The sequence below is a fragment of the Treponema peruense genome, assembly GCF_016117655.1.
Lineage (GTDB): Bacteria > Spirochaetota > Spirochaetia > Treponematales > Treponemataceae > Treponema_D > Treponema_D peruense.
Genome location: NZ_CP064936.1, coordinates 1,275,613 through 1,288,088 on the forward strand (window position 1 = coordinate 1,275,613; position 12,476 = coordinate 1,288,088).

Annotated in this window: 10 protein-coding genes; 6 read left to right on the top strand and 4 right to left on the bottom strand. The window is 44.0% G+C overall.

The genetic code is table 11. The annotated features are described in order from the left end of the window. Positions 1-57: 57 nt before the first annotated feature. Both IWA51_RS05840 and lnt read right to left on the bottom strand, forming a co-directional pair. Positions 58-678 (bottom strand): hypothetical protein, encoded by a 621-nt coding sequence (locus IWA51_RS05840; RefSeq protein WP_198443560.1) that lies wholly within the window; start codon positions 676-678, stop codon positions 58-60. Next, positions 675-2,477: an apolipoprotein N-acyltransferase gene (gene lnt / locus IWA51_RS05845; RefSeq protein ID WP_329601794.1), complete on the bottom strand. Its 1,803-nt coding sequence runs from the start codon at positions 2,475-2,477 to the stop codon at positions 675-677. Before lnt ends, IWA51_RS05840 begins: the two co-directional genes overlap by 4 nt. 83 nt (positions 2,478-2,560) lie before the next feature. On the opposite strand from lnt, the gene IWA51_RS05850 reads away from it, so the two are divergent. Genes IWA51_RS05850 through IWA51_RS05865 form a run of 4 tightly spaced genes read left to right on the top strand, consistent with a single transcriptional unit; the run spans position 2,561 to position 7,311 of the window. Next, positions 2,561-3,736 carry a galactokinase gene (locus IWA51_RS05850; protein WP_177527930.1) on the top strand — a complete coding sequence of 392 codons (1,176 nt, stop codon included), beginning with the start codon at positions 2,561-2,563 and terminating at the stop codon, positions 3,734-3,736. Then, on the top strand, positions 3,733-4,530 hold the full coding sequence (gene surE / locus IWA51_RS05855) for a 5'/3'-nucleotidase SurE (protein ID WP_198443562.1): 798 nt from the start codon (positions 3,733-3,735) through the stop codon (positions 4,528-4,530). Before IWA51_RS05850 ends, surE begins: the two co-directional genes overlap by 4 nt. 16 nt (positions 4,531-4,546) lie before the next feature. Beyond that, positions 4,547-5,242: a tetratricopeptide repeat protein gene (locus tag IWA51_RS05860; RefSeq protein WP_177527932.1), complete on the top strand. Its 696-nt coding sequence runs from the start codon at positions 4,547-4,549 to the stop codon at positions 5,240-5,242. Next, the gene (locus IWA51_RS05865; protein ID WP_230402725.1) at positions 5,239-7,311 is read left to right on the top strand and encodes an NHL repeat-containing protein; all 2,073 of its coding nucleotides are present in this window, start codon (positions 5,239-5,241) and stop codon (positions 7,309-7,311) included. The genes IWA51_RS05860 and IWA51_RS05865 overlap by 4 nt, the downstream gene beginning before the upstream one ends. Here IWA51_RS05865 and dinB read toward each other — a convergent pair. Together dinB and IWA51_RS05875 are read right to left on the bottom strand one after the other, a co-directional pair. Continuing rightward, complete coding sequence (gene dinB, locus IWA51_RS05870; protein WP_177527933.1) at positions 7,262-8,479, bottom strand: DNA polymerase IV; 1,218 nt, start codon at positions 8,477-8,479, stop codon at positions 7,262-7,264. The genes IWA51_RS05865 and dinB overlap by 50 nt on opposite strands. After that, positions 8,472-10,448: a hypothetical protein gene (locus IWA51_RS05875; protein WP_198443563.1), complete on the bottom strand. Its 1,977-nt coding sequence runs from the start codon at positions 10,446-10,448 to the stop codon at positions 8,472-8,474. The genes dinB and IWA51_RS05875 overlap by 8 nt, the downstream gene beginning before the upstream one ends. 157 nt (positions 10,449-10,605) lie before the next feature. Between IWA51_RS05875 and IWA51_RS05880 the strand changes: the two genes are divergently transcribed. Both IWA51_RS05880 and IWA51_RS05885 read left to right on the top strand, forming a co-directional pair. After that, positions 10,606-11,772 (top strand): DUF8084 family protein, encoded by a 1,167-nt coding sequence (locus IWA51_RS05880; RefSeq protein WP_177527935.1) that lies wholly within the window; start codon positions 10,606-10,608, stop codon positions 11,770-11,772. Positions 11,773-11,775: 3 nt separating this feature from the next. Beyond that, entirely contained in the window at positions 11,776-12,411 is a 636-nt protein-coding gene (locus tag IWA51_RS05885; protein ID WP_198443564.1) for a hypothetical protein, read from the top strand. Positions 12,412-12,476: the final 65 nt, after the last annotated feature.

The following is a 12,476-nucleotide window of genomic DNA, read 5'->3' on the forward strand; positions in this document are numbered from 1 at the left end:
ACACTTATTTTACTTGAGTTTTATATAACAATCAACCTGTGCTTTTGTGGCTTTCTTTTACTTCTTTTGACGCGCGGTTTTCTTTTGTTTGAGTCTCTGTACAGCTTCGTCTGCTTCTTTTTCAAGGGATTCGCTCGGGTAAAGGAGTGAGGCTGCCGCAGGGCGCAGTAAAAGTGCCAGAAGTGAAGTTGCTGCCGTCATTGCCGTGAAAATGAACGGTCCGGAACGGGCGGCCTGGGAAACAAGGCCTGTTCTGAAACATATGTACAGTGTAAGAAAAGCCGCGGCATAACCTGCAGCTGATGCAAGTACTGTTCTGGCAAATCTTTTTGTGCTGAATTTTTTTTCTGTAACATAGGGCGTTCCGGCACCCAGTCCTGAAACAAATGCGGCTGTAAAGGCTGCAAGAACGCAGGCGCAGTAGTCCTGTGAAAAGAATTTCAGTCCCGTAAGCGTACCTGTTCCAAGGACTGGAAGGCCTGCGCACTGTAATATTACCAAAAGCCCCAGCGCACCGGACCCCGTAAGTCTTCCAAGAACTGCGGCAACAGTTACTGCCGCCGGAACAAGAAATTCCGTACCGTAAACAGGCTGTATTTTTGAAGCCAGTGCACAAAGTACTGCAGCACCTGCCGTGGCCGAACTTCTTGCGAGTGTCATTTTTGCCGTCTGGTTCATTTTTTACTGTCCTTTTTTCCTATGGTTACCGTTATCTGTACAAAATGCGGCAGCGAAAGTTTTTTCTGTTCAAAAACGTTTTTTGCGGCTGACCATGCAAGGTACAAAAGAACTGCCGCCGCAGCAATGTACACAAGCCAGTCTCCTGCAACGGAATAAAGAGTCTTTGTGTATTTGTAGATGGGTACGCTGAATCCTACAGAAGCTTCTTCAAAAAGCGGAAGGTCTGCAATTATTTTGCCGTTAGGCGCAACTACCGCAGAATAGCCCGAGTTTGTGCATCTTACAAGAGTCGTCCTGTATTCGACTGAAAGAAAGCTTGCAATGATAAAATGCTGGTATTCGGCGGAGTCTGTCTTGGACCAAGAGTCGTTCGTAATGTTCATGAAGACTTCGCTTCCCATATTGTGCAGGCGACTGCTTACTGAGGGGAATGAGTCTTCAAAGCAGATTGGTGTTGTGAAACTTATAAAGTTTTTTGGGTTTTCGGCTTCGTTTACCGTGTATTCCTTTGTTTTTTTGGGGTCTGATCTTCCGTTTTTGTCCAGTTCAATTAACGATTCCTCTGGTCGGGCATAACTGAACGGTGCAGGCGTGTTTTTATTTTCCTTGATGGGAACTTTGAACAGCACGTACTGGAAGCCCGATGTAAGCCCCGAGTACATTCCCACTACGTCTTTCATAAATTTTTCCATAAGCGGGTTATCTGAATAGGGAATTTTTTCTGCAAAGGGAACCAGCTGTATCTTGCTGTAGTAACCCGAATATTTTCCGTCAGAGTCAAAAAGAATTGCGCTGTTTGCATATTTGTGCTTATCCCTGTCAAAAGTCGTTGTTCCGCCTATGATGAAGGGAGTGTCTGTCTTTTTTATAAAGTCAGAAAGGCTTTCATCCTGCGGGAATGTTTCGTACCTGAATCTTGCGCCGGGGAATGTTTTTGAAAGAACGCCTTCGCTCCAGAGTACAAGGTCTGTTTCGAGTCCGCGGTCGGAAAAGCTTTTTATTCCTTCGAGCGTGAGTTTTTTTGAGATTTCTATCGATTTCTGTTCTCCGCCTTCCCACGGGTCAATGTTCTGCTGGACAATTACTGTATTGAGTTTTTTTTCTGGAATGCGCGGCATAAAATACTGTACTGTTCCGTATGCAAAAACTGCCGCAAAGACAAGTGCCAGTGATTTTGCTTCGGTGCGGACTGTTCTGTGTTCCGTAATTGAAGTGACTGCTTCTGCGGCAAGGGATGATGAAAGTGCAAAAAGAAGCGTTATTCCCCAGACGCCTGTAAGGTCTGCTATCTGGATTACAGGTTTCAATGCGTATGAAGACATGAAAAGTGTTCCCCACGGATAGCCGAGTGCTCCTGTTGACTTTATATATTCGTAGAGTGTCCAGACGGCCGAAAACCACAGCATTCTTTTTGTTGCGCCCGTTTTGTTTAAGCCGGAACATTCTGCCATTTTTTGTGTTTCTGTAAGAGAAGCGGGGTATGCGTGCATTATTATTCCCATTAAGGCGCCTTCAATGGCTGTTCCCAGTGCGCTTGCCCCGAGTGTAAAGACTGCAAAACCGTGGAAATTTGCCAGCCAGTAGCTTGAAAGCAGGTGTGTCACAAGAATCTGCAGCCCCATGATATAAAAGGATTCTCTGTAACTTTTTGCCCGATATACGGCTATATATAGTGGAAGAAGGCAAAACAGTCCAAGAAGAGGGGATCCTGCGTTTGTTATTTCGTTGGATATAGACAGCGCTTCCATAAAAGCGGAAAAAATTGCGCAAAAAACTTGTAAAATAACTCGAATCATTATATTATTCTATTATCTTATATAGAAAAATTCAACATTGCTTTTTATGAATGTATTTTTAAAAGGTCGGGAAGGGGAATAGTATGGACGAAATTATCAGTGCCCACGAGGCTGAATATGGTGTAAAACCGGAATGCATTGCGAGTGCTCCGGGGCGCTTTCACCTTGTGGGGGAACATACTTGGTTTTTCAAGGACAAGACGCTTTCAATGGCCGTTAATATCCCCGTTTATGTAGCGGTATCTTCAAGAAGCGATTCCAACTTTCGGTTTGAATTTGCACAACTCAAGGAACGCAAACGTTCTGCAATATCTACACTTAAGTTTAAGAAAGAAGACAAATGGGCAAATGCGGTAAAGGCTGTTCTCTACGGATTTTCTGCAGGCGGCTTTACTCTCAAGGGCATGAACTTTACCATCTGGTCAGAAACTCTCCCTTCTGCAGGCTTCGGAATAACAACCGCGGTAAAGGTAGCTTCTGCCTGGGCAATAAGGGAACTGTGCGGTTTCAGGTGCACGCAGGAACAGATGCTTCAGATTCTTGACCGCGCAAACAAGCTTTTTCTTGGTACAGACACACACCGCGCCGACAGTTATGCTGCCATTTATTCAAAGGAAAATTCACTGCTTCTTACGGACTATTCTTTAAATACCTTTGACATTATTCCGTTCAAGCTCAAGAACAGGTCTGTCATTCTTACTGACGCTCGTGTTCCCCGCATTGTGACATGGAACGAAGAAAGCCTGCAGCAGCCAGAAAACGTACTTCTTCTTGGTGAACTCAAGGAGCGCAAGGCAAATGTATACGGGGGCTGGCAGTATGAGGAAAACCACGCAGAAGTCAACGAAGTTCTGAGTGTTGTAAGCGAAGATACAAAACGCCGCCTTATATGCATAATGCAGGAACACAAAAATGTTCTTGATGCCGTTACAGCAATAAACAAGGCAGACTTTGCTTCTTTTGCGCGTGCCGTAAACAGAAGCCATGAAATAATGCGTGACATGTACGATATTTCATGCCCCGAAATTGACTGGATTCTTAAGCGCGTGCAGGAACTTGACGAAAACCCCGATGACTACCGCAACCCCGTAAACTGCGGGCGCATTACCGGCAAGGGATTCGGACGTTGTGTGTATACAATCATCAGGGACTGCGATATAGAAAAATACAGGGCAAAACTTGCTGAATACGAACGTATCTTCGGCTTTAAGCCCGAATGCCATATTGTAAAGCCGGCAAAGGGAGTCAGGCTTATATGAGAATCCTACTTACGAATGACGACGGAATAGACGCCAGGGGTATCTGCATTCTTGAAGAAGTCCTTTCTGAATCGCACGAAGTATGTGTAGTGGCTCCCTGTGCAAACCGTTCGGGTTCATCGTCATCAATAAGCATGTATTCCGACCAGAAACTTGTAAAAAAAAGTGAAAAAAAATTTTCCCTTGACGGAAGCCCCGTTGACTGTGTTATTTCTGCACTGCGCGGCGGGTATATCCCGTTTGTTCCTGAAGTTGTCATTTCGGGAATAAACAGCGGTGCAAATCTTGGAACTGACATTATCTATTCTGGAACTTGCGGTGCTGCAAGACAGGCAAGCCTTTACGGGGTCCCGGGTCTGGCACTGAGCATTGACTTTTCATACGGCGAGTGTTCCTTTACCGGTTCACTTTCAGGAGAATCAGAAAAAAAAGATTCTGCCTACCGTTCCCTTTCTTATTATGTCAGGGACAACATGCGCTCTCTTTTGCCTCTGTGCGGAACAAAGGACAGTCGCTCGGGGTCACTTGAGTGCTTTGTAAATGTAAATGCACCTTTTTCTGACGAAATACGCGGTACAAGGCAGGCTTCTGTCTGTTCAAGGGTATACGGTGACAGGGTAGACGTAAGTTGTGGTTGCGGTACACTTTACAGCAGCTGCCGCGGCGGCGGGAAAATTGCTTCTCTCGGAGATGCCTGCGGTGACGGAATTCTTGTGGAAAACGGGTTTGTTTCGGTAAGTGCTGTTTATGCGCAGCCTGTTGCCAAATATTTTTCCTCGTTTTCTCTGAATTGACTTTATGGAGGCGCAGATGGCGGACTCAAATCTGATTGGCGAAGGAATAAATCTTTACAGACAGGGAAACTATACCGGAGCCCTGACATATTTTCTGTCACTTCCCGAAGACTGCGGTGTAAGTACCGTGAAACTTGCCTATTACCTTGGCCTGTGCTATGCAAAACTGGGCCGTTATGATGATTCGCTCCTCTACCTTGAGCAGGTTGTTACTTCTTCTGACATGGACGACAGCGAGTCCTCAGAAAGAATTCTGCAGTGCCGCTATCTTCTTGCTATAATATACTGTCTGAGCGGCCGCAAAAAGCTGGCAGACTTTGAACTAAACAAACTTCTGGAAACAGGATACAAAAAGGCTTCGGTCTATGCTTCAATGGCCTATGTTGCGTGGGAGCAGGGAGACTCTTCGGGCAGCAAGGAACTTTATACACGCGCTCTGGACGAAGATCCGCAGAACCCCACGGCTCTTAACGGACTTGGCTATGTGCTTGCCTGCGAGGGAACCGATCTTGCAAAGGCTCTGGGCTGCTGCAAGCGTGCAGTGGGTATGTGTCCCGAAAGTGCTGCCTGTCTGGACAGCCTTGGCTGGGTATACTACAGAATGGGGCTGTTCAGCGAAGCAAGAAAATTTCTGGAACGGGCACTCAAAATTGCCCCTGACAATGCTCTTATTTCTGAACATCTTAAGAGCGCGCAAAAGGATTACGAATGAGACGTTTTTTTTATTCAGTTATGGCTGGAGTCCTTGCCATTTCGACGGTTACCGCAGCTTTTTCACAGACAAATCTGACCGATACGGTAAGAAAGCCTGAAGATACAGTAAGGTCTGCAAATTCTGGTTTTGCAGAAGAGGAATTTCGCAGGGGAGTTCAAAGCTATTACCGCGGTGCATTTAACGAAAGTATTCTTGAGTTTGAAAAGGCACTTTCATATCTTCCCGGGGAACCGCTTATACTGGACTGGCTGGGAAAGGCCTATTACCGTTCTGGAATAGAAGGTGCGGCGTTGCAGCAGTGGAAATTTGCTGCGGATCTTGGCTATGGCGGAATGCTTCTCCAGAACAGAATAGAAATTGTAGGCGACAGGCGCATTGTAGACGGCGGTTACGGATTTACGCAGCGCTTTACAGAGTCGGGTTCGATTCCGCCGGTAGAAGGTGACATACTTATTTACAGACAGCCTGTTTCTTCACTGGCAAATTCTGACGGAAGCATCTGGGTTGTCGCTTACGGTTCCAACGAGCTTTTGAAATTTGATGTAAACGGCGTGGTTACAAGAAGACTGCGCGGGCCGCTAAACGGTTTTGACAGGCCTATGGACATTATAAGGCTTACTGACGGTACTCTTCTGGTAAGCGAAAGTGCAGGTGACAGGCTTGCACACTTGGACAGTGAAGGAAGTTTTCTTGGCTATTACGGAACAAAAGGCCGAGGTCCGGGGCAGGTTATTGGCCCGCAGTACCTGGCACAGGACAGCTTTGGCAATATTTACGTTACCGACTTTGGAAACGCACGTGTTGTTGTTTTTGACGCTGCAGGAACACCGCTGCTAGAATTCGGGCAGCAAAACGGGGCTTTCCGGGGCTTTAAGTCACCTACGGGAATTGCCTGCATTGAAGACAGAATTTTTGTTGCAGACAGCGTTTACGGCGCAATTTATGAATTTGACCGTGCAGGAAACTATATTGGAATTCTGGTAGAAGAAGGAACTTTTTTAAGACCGGAATGTCTTAAGAACTGGAACGGATATCTTCTTCTTACAGATTCAAATACCGTATCTACAGTGGATATTTCTACAGGTGCGGTTTACGAAAATGCCAGAACAGGAAACGCCGGATCGCTTATTACAAGTGCCGTGCCTGATGCAAACGGAAACCTCGTTGTAACTGACTTTAAGGCAGATGAAATTTATGTCATGGCAAAAATGACCGAGCTTGTAGGCGGCTTCTTTGTTCAGATTGAACGCGCAGATGCTTCTGCCTTTCCCGAAGTTGTGCTTGAAGTGCGCGTGGAAAACCGCAAAAGACAGCAGGTTGTGGGGCTTAAGAAGGAAAATTTTCTTGTTACAGAAAAAAAGCGTCCCGTGCTCAATATGGAACTTACAGGTTCTGCTTCGAACAATGACGTGGCGGACATTACAATTCTTATTGACAGAAGTGAGGGCATGAGAGCTTCTGCTGCAAAAACAGAGACTGCCGTAAGGGAAATTGCCGCTTCCATGAATGGAAAAGGAAGTGTAAAAATAATTTCTTCGGGCAGTATTCCTGTAACAGAGTTTGAAGGCTCCCCTCTGGAACTGGCTGAATTTTCTGTTTTGTCCCTTAAGTGCCCGTATACTGACAAACCTGCTCTGGATCTTGGAATAAGGCTTGCTGCAAACGGACTTATCAATGCCGAGTGCAAGAGGGGAATTGTTTATGTTACCGAAGGAAAGTCGGGATTCGGATCGTTTGACAGATATGCTCTTTCTGATCTGACTGCTTTTCTGAACAACAATGCTGTTTCATTCAGTACCGTGCTTCTTTCTGAAGGAACGGCAGACAGCGGCATTTCTTATATTACAGACAGTACGCCGGGGAAAAGCTATTACGTTTACCGGAGTGAAGGACTTTCTGCCGTTGTGCGTGACATAACAGGAATTCCGTCTGGACTTTACCAGTTGAAGTATACGTCTTCTCTGCAGACCGAATACGGAAGAAAATATCTTCCTGTAGAAGTGGAAGCCTATCTTCTTAACCGTTCCGGCCGTGATGAGACAGGGTATTTTGCTCCGCTTCAATAAGCCTTGCCTTTCTTAGCTTTAAGGCAGGGTTTTTGCTTTCCATTTCAAAAATGGCTTTTTCTACAATGCTGAGTTTTTCATTTCTGGAATTAAAGAGTTCGCCCTGTGAGGGAAGGTCTTTGCTTTCTACTTTTTCGCATGCAATTCCCAGAAGCCTTATTCCGCGGCCGTCCTGGTATTTTTTTTGCAGCAGCCGCCGGCATCTCTCGTAAAGGTCATCTGCGTTTGCCACTGGGGAATCTGAAGTTTCCTGAACCGAAACTGTAGTAAAGTCTTCATAACGTATTTTAAGCGAAACTGTTTTTGAACGCACGCCGGCTCTGTGCATTCTCCAGATTACAGTCTGCGCAAGTTGCATAAGGGCTGTTTCTATTGTATATCTGTCGGTAAGGTCAAATTCGTATGTTGACTCTGCGCTGAGCGAGCGGTTTTGTGGATCATCGCCGAATTTCATTTCCTTGTTGCCGCGCATTGCGTTGTAAAGAAAAGTTCCTGTGCAGTTTCCGAAAATCGTTGTAAGCGAAGCAAGACTTTTGTCCCTGAGCTGTGCGGTTGTACGTATGCCTGCATTTTTTATGTGCGCGATTGTTTTTGTTCCGGCTCCCCAGACTTTTTCGAGCGGAAGGGAAGTCATAAACTTTTCTTCATCACCGGACGGAATGAGCGTAAGGCCGTTTGGCTTTCTGAAGCCTGACGCAATCTTTGCAACATACATTGTAGAAGCAATTCCTATGCTTACTGTAAGGCCGGTTGCCTGCATTACACGCTCTTTTATTTTTGCTGCAAGAACTTGTGGCGGGCCAAAGAGCCGTTCGGTTCCGGTTGCGTCTATAAATGCTTCGTCAATTGACATCTGTATTACGGTGGGTGAATAGTCTGCAAAAATGTCCATTATTGTTTGAGAAACTTCTGAATAACGTTTCATGTTGCCGCGTACAAATACTGCATTGGGACAAAGACTTACGGCTTTAAAAAGAGGCATGGCCGAATGTACACCGAATCTGCGTGCTTCATACGAGGCTGTTGAAACTACTGCTCGTCTGTCACCGGGAAGTCCTCCTACAATTACAGGTTTTCCGCGGTATTCGGGATGATCATGCTGTTCAACCGAAGCAAAGAAAGCGTCCATGTCTATGTGCATAAAAACCGGAACTGTATTTTCACTCATTGCGGTTTCCTGTATCAAGAATTTTTGTTTCTGCTATTATGTAGTTTCTTTCACTCTGAATGTATGCGGTAATTATAACCTGTTCGCTTTTGTTTTTGTCTGTTGTGTAAACAATGTCAATTTTTTGCGGAGGAAAGTCAGGAATCTGTATTACGGCGTTTTCGTTGTTTTCTATGGAATAATTGTAGTTGCATTCATAAAGCGGAATAGTTTCGCGGGATTTTACGGTAACAGTATACCTGATAACATTTCTTGACGAAGTTATGCGCACGGTTTTTGTGTTCATGTCCATCAGGTCAGACTCTGTGATTTGTGCTTCAAAAGCATTTGTTCCGCTACTGTTGATTACAGCAGGAAGAGATGCTTTGTCTGTTGAAGAAGAAGAAGCTTTTGCGCAAAGAATTATAAATGCGATTAAAAGAACTGCCGCCGCCGTGTATGAAGCAACAGAAACTGCGCATTTTGAAAGAAGTGTTTTTTTTGGGTCGGATTTTTTGATTGCTTTAAGTGAAATTACTACGCGTGTCGTCTGGATAAGAATCGGGAACATGATTGAAGAAATAGTGACGTTTCCCCAGAAGCCGGTTTTCATTGTTTTTGCAAGGTTTTCATAATCTGAATAACGCAGGATATCGTACATAAATGATGCCAGCGGAATGACCAGCAGAACAAGACAGACAATATTTGCAGCAAGTGACTTGCGCTTTCTGAAAAAGAAAATGATGATATACTGAACAAAAAAAATGAACATAAACGACAAATCTGCTGCCGTCATGATAAAAATATTAAGCGCTGCAACTATAAGAATCTGGTAGCTTGTAGAAACCAGCGTGAGCCTTGTCCTGAATGCCAGCTGGTATACAAGAAAAATAGATGCAAGAAAAGTAACTGCAGTAATTTTTATTGCAAAGAAAAGCTGCGCCCCGGCATTAAACGCAGAAAGAGCTGCCTGAACAAGTATAAGAGCGACTGATGTACCCAGAATAAAAGCCGGAATAAAATACCACGTGCGGGAAAGTTCGCGCAGAAGTTTTTTGTTGCCTTCTGAATTTGTAAAAGAAGAAAAGCAGAGTGACAGAAGCGTTATGAATGCAAAGGCAATGAAGGTTGCCGCAAAGAAAAATTCGTCCGTCCATATTCCGTTTTTTCCTGTCGGAATATAACTGTAATGCCTGTCCCAAAGACCGCCCCTGCTGTCAGAAAAATCCTGAGCCAGTGTCTTTAATACCATAAGGTCGCTTTCTTCGTGTCCCAGATACAATCCGGCCGCAGGAATTCCGTGTTCAAGAAAAGCGGCAACCCTTTGGTTTTCTTTTATTGCCTTCTGTCTGTAAAGGTACATGAATGCAACGGGAAGCCTGGCACTTTTTTTGTAAGAAGCGCATGCAGCCTTTATTTTCTGCACAAGCCATTTTGGCGAAATATCACCGGCTCCGCCTGCCGTAATTGTTCCGTCATTATATTTTGAATCGGTAACAACAACTGAACAGATTTTGTCTGCTTCATAACATGACTGGGCAAACACACGGGTACTGCCGGAAACAGAAGGTTTTTGCGGAACAGTGTCATAGTCAGAGTCGGCAGAAAGCAGAATTACAGTCGTGAAGGGCAGTTTTTTTTGGGTAAGATAGTCTGCAAATTCAAAGATAAATTCCGGGGAAGCGGCAAAAAAGTCTTGGGTAAAGGCAAAATTGACCGTTGTTATTCTGTTTGTTGATACTTTGCTTTTGTCTGAAGGAATTTCTATGAGAATGTTTTCTTCAAATTCATCCTGTACCGTCGGAACTATGGGCTGAAGCTCGCAGTTAAAGTTTCTGCTGCTGATTGATTCATAGAATGACAGTGTGCGCGCGAAACTGCGTCTTTTTGCGGTTGCGGCTGTAAGTTGTGGCTGGCCCGCAAGGGAGGTGGCAATAAATAAAAGTGCGCCTAATAAACTGACTGTTTTTTTTGCAGGTAATGCGAGCATAATGTATAGTATAAAAAAATCAGATTTTCAGCAAGGATAGCGGGGCAAAGATTCCTTCGGAATGGCATGCAGCAATTACATAGAATTACAAAAGGGACTGTACATTTAGACAAATCTTGCTTATAATAGAAAATATATATAGGAGTTCGGCCCGGCAATGTGTGCGGAAAAAAAGAAATTTATATTGGATCTTCCGTTAAAGGTTATTCTTACAGAAGAAGGCACGTCCCATTTTCTTAGCCATAAGAAACAGTTGCTGAACCTTAGACTTGCAGATAATCGTTCCGCCCACGGAATCAGTATGGAGCATTTTTCACCCAGTTCCGTTCAAAGCATGATTCTGCTGGATTATATTTCTAAGATTGAAATTTCCATGCCGGAATTCGTAACCCACCGCCAGGAAGTTATGGATCTTTCCAAACTCATTGTTTTTTCTATACTTTACAAACAGTTTGACCGTGAAATTTTTGCCGCCCTTATTCAGTGTGATTGTGTAAGAAGACACAACCGCCTTAACCCGTCTTCACTTCTTGACGAAAAGACCCAGATTCCCGAAAAACACTTGCGGGCACAGCTTTCAATGAAAGACAATGTTATTCAGCAAGCGCGCCAGGCAATTCTGGATCCTGTCTGGAAAAGCATTATGGCAAACACCGACTATTCTCCTGAAGAAAAAAATATTTATCTTCTTATGACAGAAAAGTTCCTTAACCGTCTGAGCCTTATGAACTGGTATATTATAACAAAGTTTTATAAAGCCGACGGATTTTCCGAGATTGTTACAATGTTGCGTCAGGAACTTGCATCTTATATGAACAAGTCAAAGGTTGCCGAATATATTTCTGTTATGGTTATGGAACTTGCCCTTAACTGCGAAAACAACAACATCAGAAAAGAGACAAAAATTCTTTACCAGGGAATAGAAAATTCAGATACACTTATTTTTGATCCCGAAATCAGGGCAAAAATTGTTCAGGAACTCGAAAAAAAACATGAACTTGTGTTCCTTTCGTGGACTTTGGGAGGAGGTTCTACTGCAATAGGAAAGCAGGGGCTTCTGCAGATTACGCTTTACAACAAGGATGACGAGTTCCAGGAAGTCAAGGAAAATATAGAAAGTAAAATGGCCGCCAATTTAAGCAAAAAGTCCCTTATTGACTTTTATCGCCAGATGCCCGACGGTCAGGAAGGAACTGATCTTGGTCTTTACTATCTTTCTTATCTTGAAGATGCGTGCAAAAAGGTTAACGTCAAATTTGAATCTATTGTAAACCAGTCTTCTGCCAGTGACCTTACCGTTATTAACCTTAAATTTAACTTTTAATATATGAAGCATTTGCTAAGTCTGGCAGCCGTTTTCTGCGGAATTTGTGTTCTCGTGTCCTGTTCTAACAGTGTGCCTTCTGTTTCGTCTGTTTCTTCTAGTGTGGTGTTTGATTACGCTTCTGAAGATGCACAGCCGTCTGTAAGGCTTTCTTTATTTGCCCTTGCCGAAAGCGATTTTTTGAGGGCTTCAAAGATTAACGTTTACAATGAAAATACAGGCCTTGAATGGGAATGCAGTTCCTTAAGAAAAATTTCTGATGAAGGCAAAAACAACTGGGCAGGCTATTCCAATTTTGTATCTTCTGACGGTGTTCAGATTCCAAAGGGTCGGTATTCACTGGTTTATGAGGATGCTTCGGAGCGTGAATGTGAAGTTCCGTTTTATGTAAATTATGACAGTGCCCTGTATGAAAGTCGGCCTAAAGATTTTCCCGGGGTATTGAGCGGTAACAGAATGCAGCGGCTTGCCGTTTACGACAAAGACGGAATGTTGCTTTATTTTGGGGAACGCAAAAACAACTGGTCTGATGACAAAAAAATTCTTTTGGATTTTGCAAATGCAGACACTTTCAGAATATGCTGGCTTTATGCCGGGAATACCGTTATCTGCATGATGCCGTACCAGAGTTTAAAGTAGCATACACTTTTAATATTTTTCATAATGAAGATTCAGGAATAAATTTTTATAGGAGTTTAAATGCC